This window comes from Micromonospora sp. NBC_00330 (genome assembly GCF_036136635.1).
Lineage (GTDB): Bacteria > Actinomycetota > Actinomycetes > Mycobacteriales > Micromonosporaceae > Micromonospora > Micromonospora salmantinae.
The window spans coordinates 608,081-625,762 of sequence record NZ_CP108012.1 but is presented as its reverse complement, the minus strand read 5'-3'; the positions used below and the strand labels follow the sequence as shown (position 1 = coordinate 625,762).

Sequence of the window (17,682 nt, the reverse complement as noted above, 5' to 3'; positions counted from 1 at the left end):
AGCCATCGATCGCCGGTAGGCTCGTGTCCATGAGCGCCGAGCCCATCCCGACATCACCTGGCCCCTGGTGTCCGGATCCGATGCGGCAGCAGCGTGCCGACTACACGCTGGAGGACCTGCTCACCCTGCCGGACGACGCCCCCCGCGTCGAACTCGTCGACGGAGTTATCCAGGTGACACCCTCCCCCACCCTGGGCCATCAAGACATCTCGCTGTTGCTAGCGCACTGGCTGCTGCAACACGTGCCGGCCGACCTTCGGGTCGTCCAGGCCGTCGGAGTCGGGCTGAGTCCCAACACCAGCCGACAGCCGGACGTGCTCCTACGGCGGGCCGGCGTGGCTCCCTCCCGCTCCACTCTGCGACCGGAGGATGTCGTGCTCGCCGTGGAGATCGTTTCGCCGGGCACGCGACGGATCGACCGGTTCGCGAAACCAGGTGAGTACGCGGCCGCCGGCATCCCGTTCTACTGGCGGATCGAGCAGGACCCGGTGCACGTGTACGCGTACCGGATCGGCGACCGGGTGGGCCCGGGCGGTGAGCGGCAGTACGAGCTGGTCGCCGACGGTGCCGACGTGATCGAGCTGACCGAGCCGTTCGAGATCAAGCTGCCGGTCGCCCAGATCACCCCGTAGTCGTTTCGCAATGGCCGCCCCGGGTAGCCGAGGACCATGGCCGAACAGAGATTCCACAAGGGCGACCACGTCTCCTGGTCGGCCCACGGCAGCCGCGCGTACGGCGTGGTGCGGGGGACGATCACCGAGCGGACGCGGATCCGAGGGCGGGCCGTGAACGCGGACCCCGACGACCCGCAGTACCGGGTCCACAGTGACGGCACGGGCCGCGACGTGGCCCACCGCCCCGAGGCGCTGCGCCATGAGCAGAAGTGACGACGGCCGGGACACCTACCGGGAGTTCACCGAAGCGGTGAACATGAAGCCCGGTGAGCTGTCCACGTGGCTGGAGACCGACGAGTCGAAGCAGGTCGGCTGGCACAAGGGCGGTCGTGCTGGTGGTGGCGAGTCCGTCGGGCACGAATCCGGGCGGAAGATCATCAACCTGCTGCGTCGCAAACGTGGTGACCTGTCCGACAGCGACTACAAGCACATGCGCAAGGTCGTCGGCTACGTACGCCGGCACATGGCGCAGCGCCCCTCCGGCAACGTCCGCGACACCAAGTGGCGCTGGTCGCTCATGAACTGGGGCCACGACCCCCTGAAGTAACCGGAGCAGCCCGACGACCCTTGATCCACGACGCCGACGGCCGCGACCAGGGCGACCCGGTCAGGGGTTCCGGGGCAGCCCGACCCACGCAGGGATCAAGCCTGACCGCCCGGAGTGGGTCGGGCTGCCCCGGAACCCCCACACCGCAACCATCAAAGACGCAACCAAACGATCAGTGATCGGCGCTGTTCCAGTCCCGGCCCAGACCGACCGACACCTCCAGCGGCACCGACAACGGGTAAGCCCCGCCCATCTCCCGCCGGACCAGCGCCTCCAGCGACTCCCGCTCACCCGGGGCGACCTCGAAGACCAACTCGTCGTGCACCTGCAACAGCATCCGTGAGCGCAGCCCAGCGTCGCGCAGCGCGGTGTCGACGTGCAGCATCGCCACCTTGATGATGTCGGCGGCGGAGCCCTGGATGGGGGCGTTGAGCGCCATCCGCTCCGCTATGTCACGGCGCTGCCGGTTGTCGCTGACCAGGTCGGGCAGGTAGCGGCGTCGGCCGAGGATGGTGGAGGTGTAGCCGTCCTGGCGGGCCCGGGCGACAACCTGCTGGAGGTAGTCGCGCACCCCACCGAACCCGGCGAAGTAGTTCTCCATCAGCCCGCGCGCCTCTTCGGTGCTGATGCTGAGCTGTTGGGACAGGCCGAAGGCGCTCAGGCCGTACGCCAGGCCGTAGTTCATGGCCTTGATCTTGCGGCGCTGGTCGGGGGTGACCGCGTCGAGCGGCACCCCGAAGACCGACGAGGCGGTGGCGGCGTGGAAGTCGGCGCCGGAGTTGAACGCGTCGATCAGCGCGTCGTCCGAGCTGAGGTGCGCCATGATGCGCATCTCGATCTGGCTGTAGTCGGCGGTCAGCAGACACTCGTAGCCGTCCCCCACCACGAAGGCCCGACGGATCCGACGGCCCTCCTCGGTGCGGATCGGGATGTTCTGCAGGTTGGGCTCGGTGGAGGAGAGCCGACCGGTGGCCGCCACTGTCTGGTTGAAGGTGGTGTGGATCCGGCCGTCGTCGGAGACCGACTTCAGCAGCCCGTCGACTGTCGACTTGAGCTTTGCCACGTCCCGGTGACGCAGCAGGTGGGCCAGCACCGGGTGCGGCTGCTGCGCGTAGAGCCACTGCAGGGCGTCGGCGTCGGTGGTGTAGCCCGTCTTGATCTTCTTGGTCTTCGGCAGACCCAGCTCGGTGAAGAGGATCTCCTGCAACTGCTTGGGCGAGCCGAGGTTGAACTCCCGACCCACCGCCTCGTACGCGCCCTGCGCGGCGGCCTTCACCTCGGCGGCGAAGTGGGCCTCCAGCTCGGAGAGATAGTGGGTGTCGGCGGCGATGCCGGTGCTCTCCATAGTGGCCAGCACCCGCATCAGTGGCAGCTCCACGCCGGCCATCAGCCGGGCGGACTGCTCGCCGTCGCGGGACAGCTCGGCGTCGATCGCGTCAGCCAGGTCGAGGGTGGCACGGGCCTGGAGCATCAGGTTCTGCTCGACCACCCCTTCGTCGCCGAGGCCGTCGAGGGTGAGCTGACCGGACTCCGGGACGTCCACCCGCAGCTCCCGGTGCAGGTAGCGCAGCGCCAGGTCGGTCAGGTCGTAGGACCGCTGGTCGGGGCGGGCCAGGTACGCGGCGATCTGGGTGTCCCGGACGATGCCGGCGAGCTGCCAGCCGTGCGCGGCGCAGGCCAGCACGGCGGGCTTGCTGTCGTGCAGCACCTTGGGGCGCTGCTCGTCGGCCAACCAGCCGGCCAGGGCGCCCTCGTCGGTCGGGTCGAGCGTTGCCGGGTCGACCCAGGCCGCCGCACCGCCGGCGGTGGCCAGCGCGAGACCGGTGATCGAGGCGGTGTGCCGGCGGTTGGGGCCGGTGTCGGGTTTGACCGCCAACCCGACCGGGGTGCCGGTCGGAACGTGCGTGGTCAGCCACCCGGCCAGCGCGCCGGGCTCGGTGAGCACCTCGCCGGTGAGGTCGAAGCCGGACTCGGCCTCCGGCTCGACCGCCTCCAGGTACTGGTAGAGACGGTCGCGCAGGATGCGGAACTCCAGGGTGTCGAAGACCTGGTGCACCGCCTCCCGGTCCCAACCCGTCCAGCGGCTGTCCTCCGGGCGCAGCGGCAGCTCCAGGTCGGAGACGAGGCAGTTGATCTCGTAGTTGCGGATCACGTCGGCGAGCCGCTCGCGCAGGCTGTCGCCGGCCTTGCCCTTGATCTCGTCGGCCCGGGCGATCACGCCCTCCACCCCGCCGTACGTGGTGATCCACTTGGCAGCGGTCTTCGGGCCGACGCCCGGGATGCCGGGCAGGTTGTCGCTGGTCTCTCCGACCAGCGCGGCGAGGTCCCGGTACTGCTGCGGCGGAACGCCGTACTTCGCCTCGATCGCCGCCGGGTCCATCCGGGCCAGGTCGGAGACGCCCTTACGCGGGTAGAGGACGGTGATCTGATCGTCGACCAGCTGGAACGCGTCGCGGTCACCGCTGCTGATCAGCACCGACATGCCCTGGTCACGGGCCTGGCAGGCGAGCGTGGCGATGACGTCGTCGGCCTCGAAGCCCTCTTTCTCCACCACCGGGATCTGCAGCGCGGCCAGGACTTCCTTGACCAGGCTGACCTGGCCCTTGAAGTCGGTAGGGGTCTCGCTGCGGCCGGCCTTGTACTCCGCGTACTTGTCGGTGCGGAAGGAGTGGCGGGAGACGTCGAAGGCCACCACGATGTGGGTGGGCTGCTCGTCGCGCAGCACGTTGATCAACATCGAGGTGAAGCCGTACACCGCGTTGGTCGGCTGCCCCGTCGTGGTGGAGAAGTTTTCCACTGGCAGGGCGAAGAACGCCCGGTATGCCATGGAATGTCCGTCAACGAGAAGCAGGCGCGGTGTCGTAGCTGTCACGGCAGCGACTCTAGCCCGCCGCTACGACAGGACGGGACACCGGCACGACGCCCGGCGCGGCCGTCGGACGGCCGCGCCGGGTACCGGCTCAGAGCACCTTGGCCAGGAACGCCTTCGTCCGGTCGTGCCGGGGGTTGGCGATCACCTCGCGCGGCGCGCCGGACTCCACCACGACACCGTCGTCCATGAAGACCAGCGAGTCGCCGACCTCCCGGGCGAAGCCGATCTCATGGGTCACCACGATCATCGTCATGCCGTCGCGGGCCAGGTCCTTCATCACGTCGAGCACCTCGCCGACCAGCTCCGGGTCCAGCGCGCTGGTGGGCTCGTCGAAGAGCATCAGCTTCGGCTGCATCGCCAACGCCCGGGCGATGGCCACGCGCTGCTGCTGCCCGCCGGAGAGCTGCCCAGGGTAGTTGCCCAGCTTGTCGCCGAGCCCGACCCGCTCGAGCAGCGCGGCGGCCCTTTCCCGGGCGGCGGCCTTGCGCTCCCGGCCCAACAGCACCGGCGCCTCGGCGACGTTCTGCAGGGCGGTCATGTGCGGAAAGAGATTGAACCGCTGGAACACCATGCCGATCGCGCGCCGCTGGGCGGCGATCTCCTTCTCCCGCATCTCGTGCAGCTTGCCGCCGCGCTCCCGGTAGCCGATCAGGTCGCCGTCCACCCGGATCCGGCCGGCGTTGATCTTCTCCAGGTGGTTGATGCAGCGCAGGAACGTCGACTTGCCCGAGCCGGAGGGCCCGAGCAGACAGCAGACCTCACCGCTGCGGACCTCCAGGTCGATGCCCTTGAGCACCTCCACGGCCCCGAACGACTTGTGCACCTGCTCGGCGCGGACCATCACGCCGTCGCCGGCCGTTCCCGCGGCCTCCGCCGGTGTCGTCACCTGCGTCATCACCGACCCGCCTCGCTCGCGCTACCGCCGGCCTCAGCGGTGATCCCGCGCAGTCTGATCTTCGCTTGGGCGCTCTTGCCGAACCCCTTGGAGAAGTGCCGCTCCAGGTAGTACTGCCCGACGAGCAGCACGCTGGTCAGCAGCAGGTACCACAGGCAGGCCGCCACGTACATCGGGAAGACCTGGAAGGTCCGGTTACCCACGGCCTTGAGCTGGAAGAACAGCTCGGTGGAGACCGGCACGAAGGCCACCAGCGAGGTGTCCTTGAGCATCGCGATGGTCTCGTTGCCGGTCGGCGGGATGATCACCCGCATCGCCTGCGGCAGCACGATGCGGCGCAGGATCTGGGTACGGCTCAGGCCCAGCGCCTGCGCGGCCTCGGTCTGCCCCTCGTCCACCGACTGGATCCCGGCCCGAACAATCTCGGCCATGTACGCCGCCTCGGATAGCCCGAGCGCCAGCATGCCCGCGACGAATCCGGTGAGGATCTCCAACGCGGAGAAGCCGAACAGACGTGCCTCGAAGTCGTCGACGCCGAAGAGCGCGCCGATCTGCCGATCGAACGGGAGCCCGAACTCGATCCGGGCCCACAGGATGCCGAGGTTGCCGAAGAGGATCGCCAGCACCAGCCGGGGCACCGCCCGGAAGAACCAGGTGTACGCCCAGGAGACGCCCCGCAGGATCGGGTTCTCCGACAACCGCATGATGGCGACGACGACGCCCAGACTGACGCCGATCAGCATCGCGAGCACTGTCAGCGCGAGCGTGCCGCGCAGACCCTCCATGATCGGCGGCCGGAACATCTCGTCGACCATGAACGCCCAGTTGAACGCCTTGTTCGTCACCAGCAGGTGGACGAACATGGCCACCAGCACCCCGATCACGGCGACCGCTACCCAACGCCCGGGATGCCGGACGGGCACGGCCTGGATGGGTTCCGGCCGTGCCCGTTCGGTTGTGTCCGTTTCCGAAGACATGCGTCAGCTGGCGGGGTTCAGCGCCGAGGAGGTGATGGCGCCGCCCTCGACGCCCCACTTCTTCAACGCGGTCTGGTACGAGCCGTCAGCGATGACCGCCTGGACGGCCTCCTTGAGCACCTCGGCGAAGGCGGTCTGGTCCTTCTTGACGGCGTAGCCGTACGGGGCGGACTCGTAGATCTCGCCGACCAGCTCCAGCGAGCCGTTGCTCTGCTTCACCGCGTACGCCCCGACCGGCGAGTCGGCCAGCATGGCGTCGTTCTTGCCGCTGAACACGGCGGCGGTGGCGTCGCTCTGCGCCTGGTACTGGTCGATGGTGATCGCCGGCTTGCCGCCGGTGGTGCACTTCTTCGACCGGGCGGTGATGTCGTCGAACTGCACGGTGCCGGTCTGCACGGCGATTTTCTTGCCGCAGGCGTTCTCAATGTCGACCTTGGCCGCGTTGCCGGCCTTGGTCACCCACTGGGTGCCGGCGGAGAAGTAGCTCACCATGTTGACGCTCTTGAGCCGCTCGGCGTTGATCGTGAACGACGACACGCCGATCTCGTACTTGGCGGAGTCGACACCGGGCAGGATCGCGTCGAAGGGCGCCGACTCGTACTCGGCTTTCAGACCGAGCTTCTGCGCCACCGCGTTGAACAGCTCGACGTCGAAGCCGACCACCGTCTTGCCGTCGGCGTCGAGGAACTCCGCCGGGGCGTACGTCGAGTCGGTGCCGACCTTGATCACACCGTCGGCCTTGATGGCGTCGGGCACCTTCCCGGCCAGCGCCGAGTCGGCCGCCGCCGTGACGGTCGGACCGGCACCGGGCGAGCCGCTGTTCTCCTTCTCCCCACACGCCGTCAGCGAGAGGGCGATCAGCGCCGCACTGGCGGCACCGAGCGCCGCCCGGCGGGCACTGTTGGTATTGAACATGTCTCTGCACTCCTTGCGTGAGGGGTGTGACGGCCGCTCAGGCCACGCCGAGGTATGCCTCTTTGACCGCCGGGTCGTGCAGCAGCTCGGCGCCGGTTCCGGTCTTGACGATCTTGCCGGTCTCGAGCACGTAGGCCCGGTGCGCTCGGGCCAGCGCCTGCTGGGCGTTCTGCTCCACCAGCAGGACCGTGGTGCCCTGCTCGTTGATCTCCTTGATGATGTCGAAGATCTGCTGGATCAGCATTGGCGCCAACCCCATCGAGGGCTCGTCGAGCAACAGCAGCTTGGGCCGGCTCATCAACGCCCTACCGACCGCCAGCATCTGCTGCTCGCCGCCGGAAAGGGTACCTCCGGCCTGCTTACGTCGCTCTGCCAGCCTGGGGAAGAGGTCGAGCACCCGGGCCAGGTCCTGGGCGATCCCGGCGCGGTCACGCCGGGTGTACGCCCCCATGTCCAGATTCTCGAGCACCGACATGCCGGGGAAGATCCCCCGGCCCTCGGGCGCCTGGCAGAGCCCCCGCCGGACCCGCAGGTCCGCCCGGAGCTTGGAGATGTCCTCACCCTCGAAGCGGATGCTGCCGGTGGCGATCGGCCGAATCCCGGAGATCGCTCGCATGGTGGTCGACTTCCCGGCGCCGTTGGCGCCGATCAGCGCGACGATCTCACCCTCGGCCACGGTCAGGCTGATGCCGTGCAACGCCTGGATCCGCCCGTAGAGCAGGCTCACATCCTCGATCTCAAGCAACATCGTCCGGCACCCCCAGGTACGCCGCGACCACCTTCGGGTTGTCCCGCACCTCGGCGGGCAGCCCTTCGGCGATCTTCTTTCCGAACTCCAGCACGACGATCCGGTCAGTGACGCCCATGACCAGGCGCATGTCGTGCTCGATCAGCAGCACGGTCACGCCGGTGTCCCGGACCTGCCGGATGAGCTGGAGCAGCTCCTCCTTCTCCGCCGGGTTGAAGCCGGCGGCCGGCTCGTCCAGGCAGAGCAGCACCGGATCGGTGGCCAGCGCCCGGGCGATCTCCAACCGCCGCTGCTCCCCGTAGGAGAGGTTGCGGGCGAACTCGTGCAGCCGGTGCCGGATGCCGACGAACTCCAGCAGCCGCTCGGCCTTCTCCCGTCCCTCACGCTCCTCGCGCCGGTGCCGAGGCAACCGGAACAGAGCGGAGAGCACGCTGGTCTTGTGGTGCGCGTCCGCGCCGACCTGGACGTTCTCCAGGGCGGTCATCTCCGGGAACAGGCGGATGTTCTGGAACGTCCGGGCCATACCCATCTGGGTGATCTGGTGGCGCTTCTTCCCGCTGATCTTGCCGCCACGGAACCGGATCTCACCCTTGGTGGGCTGGTAGATGCCGGTCATCGCGTTGAAGCAGGTGGTCTTGCCAGCGCCGTTCGGGCCGATCAGCCCGAGGATCTCCCCCTTGTAGAGGGTGAAGTTGACGTTGTCGAGCGCGACCACGCCGCCGAAGCGCAACGTGACGTCGTCGACCTCCAGCAGCGGCTCCCGGCTGGGGACCGCCTCCATCGCCGGCGCGCCGGCCTGCGCCGGAACAGCCGGCGTCTGATCGGTGTCACTCACCGACGATCACCTCCTTGCGACGGTCTTTGAACTCCGCCGCCCGTCGTCGGTTCGGAATCAGGCCCTCCGGCCGGAAGATCATCATCACCACGAGGACCAGACCGAAGATCAGGAACCGGTACTCGTACAGCTCCACGCCGAACAGCTCGATGCCGCGGAACCGCTCGATCATGTACGCCACCAGGCCACCACCGACGATCGCGCCGACGATGTTGCCCGAACCACCGAAGATCACCGCCGCCAGGATGATGATCGAGTTGAGCAGCTCGAAGTTCTGCGAGTTGACGAAGTTCTGCTTACCCGCGAAGAGCGCGCCGGCCAGACCGGCGATCGCGGCACCCGAGGCGAACGCCCAGAGCTTGAACTTGAACGTCGGCACACCCATCAGCTGCGCGGCGTCCTCGTCCTCCCGGATCGAGATCCAGGCCCGACCGACCCGACTGTGCGTCAGGTTCCGCACACCGATCACCACCAGGATGATCAGCGTGAGCACCAGCCAGTAGTACGGCCGGGCGTCCAGCACGCCGAAGAACGGCTTGCCGTCGGCGTACTTGCCGGGCGGGTGCGGGATCTGGTTGAAACCCCGCTGGCCCTTGAGGAACTCCGAGCTGACAGCGGCGATCCGGATCATCTCGGCGAAGCCGAGCGTCACGATCGCCAGGTAGTCACCGCGCAGACGCAGCGTCGGCGTACCGAGCATCACACCCGAGAGCATGGTCAACCCGATCGCCAGCGGCACCACGAGCAGCCACGGCCAGAGCGTCTTGAGGTTGCTGCTCGGCGAGGTCAGCACCGCGACGGTGTACGCGCCGACGGCGAAGAAGCCGAAGTAGCCGAGGTCGAGCAGGCCGGCGAAACCGACCACGATGTTCAACCCGACGGCCAGCAGCACGTAGATCGAGACGGTGAACAGCACCTGCGTGAAGTTCGCACCAGGGGTCGGGATCGGCCCGAGATACTGGTAGAACTCCCTGTTCGGCAGCGCGTAGAAGAACGCGATCACCGCGACCAGCAGCGCCCAACGCACCCAGCGCGGCGCGCCGCGCCACCGTTCTCCGGCCGCCTCGCGACCCGAGCGCACCCTCTCCAGGACGGTCGTCATGCCCGTGCCCTCCCCAGCGATTCGCCCAGCAGACCGGTAGGCCGGAACATCAGCAGCACCACCAACACCGCGAAGGCAGCGAAGTCCTTCCACTGACTGCCGAACAGACCGGCGGCGTAGTTCTCCACCACGCCCAACAGCAGGCCACCGATCAGCGCGCCGCGCAGGTTGCCGATACCACCCAGCACCGCGGCGGTGAAGGCCTTGAGCCCCAGCAGGAAGCCGACGCTGTAGGTCAGGGTCTGGATCCGCACGTCGTAGAGCAGACCGGCCACACCGGCCATGGAACCACCGGTGATGAAGACCATCAGGATGATCCGGTCCTTGTTCACGCCCATCAGCGCGGCGGTGTTGGCGTCCTGGGCCACGGCCCGGATGCCCCGGCCGGTACGGCTGCGGTTGATGAAGAGGTCCAGCAGGACCATCATCAGCAGCGCCGCGCCAATCGTCAGCAGCTGCACCGAGTCGATCGGCACGCCGAAGAGGTGGAACAGCGGCTTGCTGCTCACCAGGCTGGGCGCGCCCTCCGGCAGTCGGCGGGTCCAGATGCCGAAGGCCTCGGAGATCGCGATCGAGGCGCCGATCGCGGTGATCAGGAAGGCCAGCGGCGGGGCGTTGCGCTTACGCAACGGCCGGTACGCCACCCGCTCGATCACCGTCGCGGTGCCCGCCGAAGCGATGGCGGCGACGATCATCGCCACCAGCAGGTAGAACAGGATCGATCCAACCCCGCTGACCTGTGAGTTCTGGTCGAGTCCAAAGCCGTTCCAGGTCCAGATCGCCGCGAACGCGCCGGCGATGAAAACCTCGGAGTGAGCGAAGTTGATGAGTCTCAGCACGCCGTAGACCAGCGTGTAGCCGAGCGCGACCAGGGCGTAGATCGCGCCCTGGGTCAGGCCGGTAGTGGTGAGTTCCCCGAAGTTGGAGAACAGTCCATTGAAGTCCAAGGGAGGGACGCTCCATCACGTCTGGAGAGAAAATTGGGGTGCGGCCGGGAGCGAGCAGCTCCCGGCCGCACCCGCGATCACAACTCAATCGCCGAAGCAGCGACCAACATCAGGACTTCGGGATCTCCTGGTCCGGGACAACCTTGCCGCCGGTGACCTTGAAGGCCCAGACCTTGACCTGAGCCGGGTCCAGCTCGCCGGTCTCGGTGAACTTGTAGCTCGCCGCGACACCCTCGCCGCTGTAGCCCTTCACGAACTCCAGCAGGCCCTCACGGGTGGTCTTGCCAGCCTTGATACCGGCCAGCAGGATGTTCGCCGCGTCGTAGGCGGTGTCACTGTAGGTGCCCGGGTCGGTGCCGGTGAGCGCCTTGAACTCCTGCACGAAGGTGCCACGGGCCTCAGCGGCCGGCTGGCACGGGCAGGTGAGGATGGTGCCCTCGGCCGCCGCCTGACCAGCGGAGGTGATGTACGCACCGTCGTTGACGCCGTCGCCGGCGACCAGCGGCGCGGTGACCCCGGCAGCGGTGAGCTGCTTACGGATCAGGCCGGCCTCCTGGTAGTAACCGCCGTAGAAGATCGCCTTCACGTTGGCGGCCTTGACCTTGGTGACCACGCCGGAGAACTCGGTCTGCTTGCCCTCGCCCTGGACCTTGTCCGAGCCAACGACCGCCGAGCCGAGCACCTTCTTGACCTCGTCGGCCAAGCCGGCGCCGTACGCGGACTGGTCGTCGATGACGTAGACCTTGTCGGCCTTCATCACGTTCTTCATGTAGTTGCCGGCCGCCGGGCCCTGGCTGAAGTCGTTGCCGACCGCGCGGAAGAAGGTCTTCCACTTCTGGTCGGCCAGGCTCGGCCGGGTCGCGGACGGGGTGATGGTCACCAGGCCGGCCTCGTTGAACAGCGGGCCGGCGGCCTCGGACTCACCCGAGTAGGCCGGGCCGACGACGCCAAGGATCTTGGTGTCGTCGATCGCCTTCTGGGCCAGACCGGGCGCCTGGTCGGGGCTGCCCTGCGAGTCCAGGGAGGCCAGCTCGACCTTGCAGTCGGCGTTTTCCTTGTTGTACTTGTCGACGGCGAGCTTGACACCGTTGTTCTCGTTGATGCCGAGCGCGGCCGAGCTGCCGGTCAGCGCGCCGAAGAATGCGATCTTGCTGCCGCAGGCGTCACCGCCCCCGCCTGCCGCATCGTCGCCACTGGAGCATGCGGTTCCGCCGGCGACGAGCGCCACCATGGCGACCCCACCGATAACGCGCGCGAGCTTTTGCCTCAAGGCCCGAACCCTCCTCGTCCCATGGTCCGAACCACCCGCTGGCTATTGGCCCTTGCGGGGGCGGACGAACCAGACCGTCGTCGCCGGTCTGGGGCCGGACGTTATCCCACCGTGGAGCTGTGACGTAAGCCCCAAGCCAGCGGGTTGACCGAACCGTTACACGCCGTGGCGGATTCGAAACGATCCCTGTAAGAACCTTCGGTCGTGAAGCACTTTCACCTTTGTTTCGTCGGCACCGGCCAACGGGCTTCCGTCAGCTACCGATCGAGGTCTGACACCCCCGCCCACCAGGCACGCGACGCTTCCCCATCGTCGGTCACCAACAGCAGTCGATCTCCCGTCGAGGTCACCGCGACAGCAGTGTCTCCGCTGTCCGGCACCGGCCGCGGCATGATCATCGGTCGCCATGACTCGCCCGCATCGACCGAGAGCCACAGTGCGTGACGGCTCCCGTCCCTCGTCACCGCCACCAACCCCTGCCCGACGGCCACCAGCCCGGCCGCCGACGCCACACCCGGTCCGGCCGCCCCGAAGCCGCCCACCGAGCGCCAGCCCCGCGCGGTCAGCCGCCAACTGCCGAACCCGGCCCGCACCGGCCCGACCGCCACCGGCACGTCACCAAGCACCGCCACCCGTTGCGCCTGCCCCCGCCCGTCCACCACCGGCAGAACGGCCCGCCGCCAGCTCCGGCCGTCCGCCGACGACCAGGCCAGCGGCACCAGCGCGGTACCCCCGGGCGGCAACAGCGCACCCACCACCAGCCAGCCCGACGGCACGGCGACCGCGTCGTACGCCGCCGTCCGCCCCCGCTCGTCACCGGCCAACTCCGGTGCACCCTCCACCAGCGCGAACCCAGCCGCGTCCGGGGAGATCCAGACCGCCGCACCGTCGATCCGACTACCGGCGATCAACCAGCCCCGCGGCCCCGCCGCCAACCGGGCCACGTTGACAGCGCGCGGCCCGGCGTACCGCTCGAAGGGCGCATCCACCTCCTGCAGCGTGCCGTCCGACGCCTGCCTCCAGGTGCCGGTGCGGGGATTGCCGTGCGCGCCCCCGTTCTTCGCCCCGACCGCCGCCAGCCGTCCGTCCCGGCAGGCCGCCGCGGAGAGCACGTGCTGCCGGCCGTAGAACGTCACCGGCGCCGTCGGCACCGGCACCCAGGAATTGGCGTCCGGGCTGCTCCACGCGGCCGGATGCGTCTCCCCGGCCGGATCGACCACGCCGCCGACCACGTACCACCGGCCAGCACAGGCAGTGGCGTCGCGCAGCACCGGTCGACCCGGCACACCCGGCGTGTCCGGCAGGACCACCGACTGCCAGGCCGGCCGGACCGGTAGCGGCTCCGCGCAGTCGGTACAGGCCGAGGACTCACAGGCGGCCACCAGCACGGCGAGAACGCCGAGCACCGCCCCCATCCGCCTCGACACGGGTCGATGCCGATCAGGGCGCCGGCAGGGTCACCTCGCCGCCGGCGGTCTCCGCGAGGATCCGCTCGGCAACCTCTTTCATTGTCATCCGGTGGTCCATCGCCGTGCGCTGGATCCACTTGAACGCCTGCGGCTCGGTCATCCCGTACGTGGTCATCAGCGCGCCCTTGGCGCGCTCCACCGACTTACGGATCTCCAGGCGGTCGGTCAGGCTCGCGACCTCCGCCTCCAGGGCCGCGACCTCCGAGTACCGCGACAGCGCGATCTCCACCGCCGGGACCAGGTCGCTCTTCTGGAAGGGCTTCACCAGGTACGCCATCGCGCCCGCCGCCCGCGCCCGCTCCACCAGATCACGCTGGCTGAACGCGGTCAGAATGATCACCGGGGCGATCCGGGCACCGGCGATGCGCTCGGCGGCGGCCAGCCCGTCCATGATCGGCATCTTGATGTCGAGGATGACGAGGTCGGGCTTCAACTCCTCGGCGAGGCGAACGGCTGTCTCGCCGTCGCCGGCCTCCCCCACCACCTCGTAACCCTCTTCGACCAGCATCTCGGCGAGGTCCAGCCGGATCAGCGCCTCGTCCTCGGCGATCAGCACGCGCCTACGCTCGGCATCCGTCGGCGTCTCAGCCACCAGCCCTACCCCCACCAGTCATAAGCCGACACCAACCCGACCGGGTGTCGCCGCCCTCAGCGTAGTAGGTAACCTATGGGAGGCCACCAGAGCATTCGGCCGAGCGTCCCCGTATTCCAACCGGCAGAGAAGCGGAGCTCAAACCTCCGACAGTGTGGGTTCGAATCCCACCGGGGGCACCACAATTGTCGTACGGCTGTTCCAAAATCGTGCTGTGCATCCACCTGAACTGCGCCTACGAGCACGGCGGCAGCACCTCGCCGGCAGCACGGTCGCTGAAGTCGCCCGACGACTGAGACTTCCCTATCCAACCGTTCGCGGCTGGTGCAAGGGGCAGGCTGAGCCACAACAGCAGGGCACCGAGTCCCGCTGCTTCCGCTGCCGACCCAACGTCAACATTCAGACAGATCCGTCGTCATACCTATACCTGCTTGGCCTTTACCTGGGCGACGGTCATCTCGTCACGTCCACCCGGGTCCCGGTGCTTCGTATCGCCTGCAGCGACAGCTGGCCAGGCCTGATCGAAGCCTGTGACGCCGCTATGCGAGCAGTGCTCGCCACCAGAGTGCAGCGCGTCCAGCAGGTCGGCTGCGTCAGCGTGCAAAGTTCCGGCAAGCACTGGCCGTGCCTGCTCCCTCAGCATGGCCCTGGCAAAAAACACGAACGCCCGATCATCTTGACCGACTGGCAGCGCGATCTCGTGACGGCACACCCGGGCGACTTCCTGCGTGGACTGTTCCACTCCGACGGCTGCCGGTTCGCCAACCGGGTGACGGTGCGCGGCAAGGCGTACGTCTACCCGCGCTACATGTTCGTCAACGAGTCGGCCGACATCATGGCGCTCTGCCAGTGGGGCCTCGACCTGCTCGGCGTCGCCTGGCGGATGAACCGACGCAACTCGCTGTCGGTGGCGCGACGCGACGCCGTCGCCACACTGGACCGGCACGTCGGCCCCAAGTCCTGACCTGGCGCTCAGGCGCGGGCCATGGCTGGCGCGCCGATGAAGTCCATGATCGCCTTGTTGACCTCGTCGGCGTGCGTCCACGGGATGCCGTGCGGGGCGCCCTTGAGGGTGACGAGCTTGCCGTTGGGCAGCATCGGGGCGAGCCGCTGGCCGGTGACCGGGTAGGGCAGCACCGCGTCCTGGTCGCCCTGGACGATGAGAATCGGCACGTCGATGCGGGGCACGTCGGCCCGGAAGTCGGTGGTGATGGCGTCGATGCACTGGTACGCGGCACTGGCGGAGGCGAGCCGCCCGATGGCCCAGTGCGCCTGGAACGCTTCCTCGCTGACCTGCTTGCCCTTGGTCTGGTCGTAGTTGAAGAAGCTGGTGCAGAAGGCGGTGAGGTAGGCGAACCGGTCTGCCACGATGGCCTGCTTGAAGCCGTCGAAGACGCTTCCGTCGACCCCCTCGGGGTTGTCGGAGGTCTTGCGCAGGAACGGCGCCAGTGGGCTGAGCAGTACGCCTCGGCTGACCCGCTCGGAGCCATACCTGCTGAGGTAGCGGGTCACCTCACCGGTGCCCATGGAGTGACCGGCGAGGATGGTGTCGCGCAGGTCCAACTCCGTCATGAGGGTGTCGAGGTCGGCGGCCAAGGTGTCGTAGTCGTATCCGGTGTCCGGTTGGCTGGAGGCGCCGAATCCCCGGCGATCGTAGGTGATCACCCGGTAGCCGGCGTTCAGCAGTGGGTTGGCCAGCTTCTCCATGGTGGCGCCGTTGAACGGGAAGCCGTGGATGAGAACGACCGGCTGGCCGGAGCCGTGGTCCTCGTAGTAGATGTCGATGGCGGTGTTGTTCTCGGTGCCCACGGTGATGAACGGCACGTTCGTCTCCCCCTGTCGGTTTGGTGGTGTCGGTCGGCGGGGCTTTCCCCAGCCGTCGGCGGTCATGCCGATCGTGAGAGCCTGCGAGGACGCGGGTGGCGAGGTCGACGACAGGGGTGGATCTGATGCGGGTGGTTGTCTTCGGTGCGACCGGGATGGTCGGTCAGGGCGTGTTGCGCGAGTGCCTGCTCGCCGATGACGTGCGGGAGGTGCTGACTGTCGGTCGGCGGCCGACTGGTGTGCGGGATCCGAAGCTGCGGGAGCTGACGGTCGCGGACGTGGGCGAGTTGGACGCGGTGCGGGCCGAGTTGACCGGTGTGGACGCGTGTTTCTACTGCCTGGGGGTGTCCTCGTTGGGTCTGGATGAGGCCGCGTACACGCGGGTCAGCTACGACTACCCGATGGCGGCGGCGCGGTTGTTCGCGCAGGTGAGCCCGCAGGTCGCCTTCGTCTACGTCTCGGGTCAGGGTACCGACTCGTCGGGTCGGGGTCGGGTGATGTGGGCGCGGGTCAAGGGGCGTGCCGAGAACGCGATCATGGATTTGCTGCCCAACGGTTACGCGGCGCGGCCGGGGTTCATCCAGCCGACGTACGGGGCGGTGTCGAAGACGCGGTGGTACCGGTTCGGGTACGCGGTCACCCGTCCGCTGTTTCCGGTGCTGCGTCGGTTGCTGCCGAATCAGGTCACCACTACCGACGGGATCGGTCGGGCGATGTTGCGGGTGGCTCGGCAGGGTTCGCCGGTGCGGGTGTTGGGCAACCGCGAGCTGCGCTGAGGGTCAGGCGATCGTGTCGAGGGCGTGGGCGAGGTCGGCGCGGAGGTCTTCGGGGTCTTCGAGGCCGACCGAGAGGCGCAGCAGGGCGGCTGCGGGTTTGGCGTCGCCTTCGACCGGCCGGTGGGTGAGTGAGGCGGGGTGCTGGATGAGGGTGTCGACGCCGCCGAGGGACACGGCGTGGGTGATGAGGCGGCAGGCGCCGGCGACGGTGGCCGCGGCGGGCGCGCCGCCGTGTACCTCGAAGGCGAGCAGGCTGCCGGGTCCGGACATCTGCCGTCCGACCAGCGCCGCCGGGTCGTGCACCGAGGGGTGGTGCACCCGGTGTACGGCGGGGTGGTCGGCGAGCCAGCCGGCGAGTTTCTCGGCGGTGGCCTGTTGGGCGCGGACGCGCAGCGGCAGGGTTTGCAGGCCGCGGTGCAGCAGGTAGCCGCCGAGGGGGTGCAGGATCGCGCCGGTGACCGCGCGGACCTGGCGTAGGCGTATCGCCCAGGTCTCGTCGCAGGCGACGACGCCGGCGAGGACGTCGCCGTGTCCGCCGATGCTCTTGGTGGCGCTGTGCAGGACGAGGGTGGCGCCGTGGCGGGCGGGTTGTTGCAGTACGGGGGTGGCGACGGTGTTGTCGACCAGCAGTGGGATGTCGCCGGTCGCGGCGGCGAGGGCGGCGATGTCGACCAGGTCGAGTGTGGGGTTGGCGGGTGTCTCGACGATGACGAGTGCGGTGTCGGGGCGGATGGCGGCGGCGACCTCGTCGGGGCGCGTCCAGGTGACTGTGGTGCCGAGCAGGCCGGTGGCGAGGACGTGGTCGGTGCCGCCGTAGAGGGGTCGGACGGCGACGACGTGTCGGCGGTCGTCGCGGGCGGCGGCGAGCAGTGTGGCGGTGAGGGCGGCCATTCCGCTGGCGAAGGCGACGGCTTGGGCGGTGCCTTCCAGTTCGGCGAGGGCGGTTTCGAAGCGGGCGACGGTGGGGTTCCAGAGCCGTTGGTAGACGGCGCTGCCGTCGGCGGGGAGCGTGCCGCCGGTGGCGAGTTGCTCGTACGCGGCGCCGCCGTCGTCGACGGAGGGCAGCGGGTTGGTGGTCGACAGGTCGATGGGTGGTACGTGCACGCCGAGGGTGCGCAGGTCGTCGCGGCCGGCGTGGACGGCCCGGGTGTCCATCGTTGTCATGGCGGTAGAGTCGAACATCTGGCGGCTGGTGGGCAACGGTTCGGCAGATGATTCTGCGAATCGGGTTTGTTTCCG

At 68.6% G+C, this 17,682-nt stretch carries 17 protein-coding genes, 1 tRNA gene and 1 pseudogene; 6 read left to right on the top strand and 13 right to left on the bottom strand.

The genetic code is table 11. From position 1 onward, the window contains the following. Window positions 1–29 precede the first annotated feature (29 nt). The 3 genes and pseudogenes from OG598_RS02920 to OG598_RS02910 all read left to right on the top strand — a co-directional run. The gene (locus OG598_RS02920; RefSeq protein WP_328652908.1) at window positions 30–632 is read left to right on the top strand and encodes a Uma2 family endonuclease; all 603 of its coding nucleotides are present in this window, start codon (window positions 30–32) and stop codon (window positions 630–632) included. 36 nt (window positions 633–668) lie between these two features. Further along, window positions 669–887 (top strand): DUF2945 domain-containing protein, encoded by a 219-nt coding sequence (locus OG598_RS02915; protein ID WP_328652907.1) that lies wholly within the window; start codon window positions 669–671, stop codon window positions 885–887. Beyond that, window positions 874–1,218: pseudogene (locus OG598_RS02910) on the top strand (DUF3140 domain-containing protein); the annotation flags it as partial. The gene OG598_RS02915 and the pseudogene OG598_RS02910, both read left to right, overlap by 14 nt. A gap of 175 nt (window positions 1,219–1,393) precedes the next feature. On the opposite strand, the gene polA reads toward OG598_RS02910, so the two are convergent. From polA to OG598_RS02855, 11 genes are all read right to left on the bottom strand, one after another. Then, a complete protein-coding gene (gene polA, locus OG598_RS02905; protein WP_328652905.1) occupies window positions 1,394–4,093 on the bottom strand; it encodes a DNA polymerase I in 2,700 nt (899 codons plus the stop codon). 88 nt (window positions 4,094–4,181) lie between these two features. Beyond that, window positions 4,182–4,988, bottom strand: coding sequence for an amino acid ABC transporter ATP-binding protein (locus tag OG598_RS02900; RefSeq protein WP_328652904.1), 807 nt, complete (start codon window positions 4,986–4,988; stop codon window positions 4,182–4,184). Further along, a complete protein-coding gene (locus OG598_RS02895) occupies window positions 4,988–5,965 on the bottom strand; it encodes an amino acid ABC transporter permease (protein ID WP_328652903.1) in 978 nt (325 codons plus the stop codon). The genes OG598_RS02900 and OG598_RS02895 overlap by 1 nt, the downstream gene beginning before the upstream one ends. Window positions 5,966–5,968: 3 nt before the next feature. Next, entirely contained in the window at window positions 5,969–6,880 is a 912-nt protein-coding gene (locus OG598_RS02890) for an ABC transporter substrate-binding protein (protein WP_328652902.1), read from the bottom strand. A gap of 37 nt (window positions 6,881–6,917) precedes the next feature. Then, the gene (locus OG598_RS02885; RefSeq protein WP_238686059.1) at window positions 6,918–7,628 is read right to left on the bottom strand and encodes an ABC transporter ATP-binding protein; all 711 of its coding nucleotides are present in this window, start codon (window positions 7,626–7,628) and stop codon (window positions 6,918–6,920) included. After that, the gene (locus OG598_RS02880; RefSeq protein WP_167493670.1) at window positions 7,618–8,409 is read right to left on the bottom strand and encodes an ABC transporter ATP-binding protein; all 792 of its coding nucleotides are present in this window, start codon (window positions 8,407–8,409) and stop codon (window positions 7,618–7,620) included. The genes OG598_RS02885 and OG598_RS02880 overlap by 11 nt, the downstream gene beginning before the upstream one ends. Before the next feature lie 46 nt (window positions 8,410–8,455). Next, entirely contained in the window at window positions 8,456–9,565 is a 1,110-nt protein-coding gene (locus OG598_RS02875; protein WP_091407909.1) for a branched-chain amino acid ABC transporter permease, read from the bottom strand. Then, window positions 9,562–10,512: a branched-chain amino acid ABC transporter permease gene (locus tag OG598_RS02870; RefSeq protein ID WP_124853572.1), complete on the bottom strand. Its 951-nt coding sequence runs from the start codon at window positions 10,510–10,512 to the stop codon at window positions 9,562–9,564. Before OG598_RS02870 ends, OG598_RS02875 begins: the two co-directional genes overlap by 4 nt. A gap of 109 nt (window positions 10,513–10,621) precedes the next feature. Beyond that, entirely contained in the window at window positions 10,622–11,782 is a 1,161-nt protein-coding gene (locus OG598_RS02865; protein ID WP_328652901.1) for a branched-chain amino acid ABC transporter substrate-binding protein, read from the bottom strand. A gap of 257 nt (window positions 11,783–12,039) precedes the next feature. Continuing rightward, window positions 12,040–13,209 carry a hypothetical protein gene (locus OG598_RS02860; RefSeq protein ID WP_328652900.1) on the bottom strand — a complete coding sequence of 390 codons (1,170 nt, stop codon included), beginning with the start codon at window positions 13,207–13,209 and terminating at the stop codon, window positions 12,040–12,042. Window positions 13,210–13,222: 13 nt separating this feature from the next. After that, entirely contained in the window at window positions 13,223–13,843 is a 621-nt protein-coding gene (locus OG598_RS02855; protein ID WP_091408093.1) for an ANTAR domain-containing response regulator, read from the bottom strand. Window positions 13,844–13,948: 105 nt separating this feature from the next. Here OG598_RS02855 and OG598_RS02850 point away from each other — a divergent pair. Together OG598_RS02850 and OG598_RS02845 are read left to right on the top strand one after the other, a co-directional pair. Beyond that, window positions 13,949–14,025, top strand: a tRNA-Leu gene (locus OG598_RS02850). A 518-nt stretch (window positions 14,026–14,543) separates the two neighbouring features. Continuing rightward, window positions 14,544–14,807, top strand: coding sequence for a hypothetical protein (locus OG598_RS02845; RefSeq protein WP_328652899.1), 264 nt, complete (start codon window positions 14,544–14,546; stop codon window positions 14,805–14,807). An 8-nt stretch (window positions 14,808–14,815) separates the two neighbouring features. Here OG598_RS02845 and OG598_RS02840 read toward each other — a convergent pair whose 3' ends face one another. Further along, window positions 14,816–15,667, bottom strand: coding sequence for an alpha/beta fold hydrolase (locus OG598_RS02840; protein ID WP_328652898.1), 852 nt, complete (start codon window positions 15,665–15,667; stop codon window positions 14,816–14,818). Between the two features lie 125 nt (window positions 15,668–15,792). Between OG598_RS02840 and OG598_RS02835 the strand changes: the two genes are divergently transcribed. Further along, a complete protein-coding gene (locus tag OG598_RS02835) occupies window positions 15,793–16,443 on the top strand; it encodes an NAD-dependent epimerase/dehydratase family protein (protein ID WP_328652897.1) in 651 nt (216 codons plus the stop codon). A 3-nt stretch (window positions 16,444–16,446) separates the two neighbouring features. Here OG598_RS02835 and OG598_RS02830 read toward each other — a convergent pair whose 3' ends face one another. Continuing rightward, window positions 16,447–17,625: a trans-sulfuration enzyme family protein gene (locus tag OG598_RS02830; protein ID WP_328652896.1), complete on the bottom strand. Its 1,179-nt coding sequence runs from the start codon at window positions 17,623–17,625 to the stop codon at window positions 16,447–16,449. Window positions 17,626–17,682 lie beyond the last annotated feature (57 nt).

Excerpts from the sequence above, each read along its gene's own strand:
- OG598_RS02830 (WP_328652896.1), bottom strand. The coding sequence starts at position 17,625 with ATGTTCGACTCTACCGCCATGACAACGATGGACACCCGGGCCGTCCAC.
- OG598_RS02895 (WP_328652903.1), bottom strand. The coding sequence starts at position 5,965 with ATGTCTTCGGAAACGGACACAACCGAACGGGCACGGCCGGAACCCATC.
- OG598_RS02880 (WP_167493670.1), bottom strand. The coding sequence starts at position 8,409 with ATGGAGGCGGTCCCCAGCCGGGAGCCGCTGCTGGAGGTCGACGACGTC.
- OG598_RS02900 (WP_328652904.1), bottom strand. The coding sequence starts at position 4,988 with ATGACGCAGGTGACGACACCGGCGGAGGCCGCGGGAACGGCCGGCGAC.
- OG598_RS02915 (WP_328652907.1), top strand. The coding sequence starts at position 669 with ATGGCCGAACAGAGATTCCACAAGGGCGACCACGTCTCCTGGTCGGCC.
- OG598_RS02835 (WP_328652897.1), top strand. The coding sequence starts at position 15,793 with ATGCGGGTGGTTGTCTTCGGTGCGACCGGGATGGTCGGTCAGGGCGTG.
- OG598_RS02920 (WP_328652908.1), top strand. The coding sequence starts at position 30 with ATGAGCGCCGAGCCCATCCCGACATCACCTGGCCCCTGGTGTCCGGAT.
- OG598_RS02875 (WP_091407909.1), bottom strand. The coding sequence starts at position 9,565 with ATGACGACCGTCCTGGAGAGGGTGCGCTCGGGTCGCGAGGCGGCCGGA.
- OG598_RS02890 (WP_328652902.1), bottom strand. The coding sequence starts at position 6,880 with ATGTTCAATACCAACAGTGCCCGCCGGGCGGCGCTCGGTGCCGCCAGT.
- OG598_RS02885 (WP_238686059.1), bottom strand. The coding sequence starts at position 7,628 with ATGTTGCTTGAGATCGAGGATGTGAGCCTGCTCTACGGGCGGATCCAG.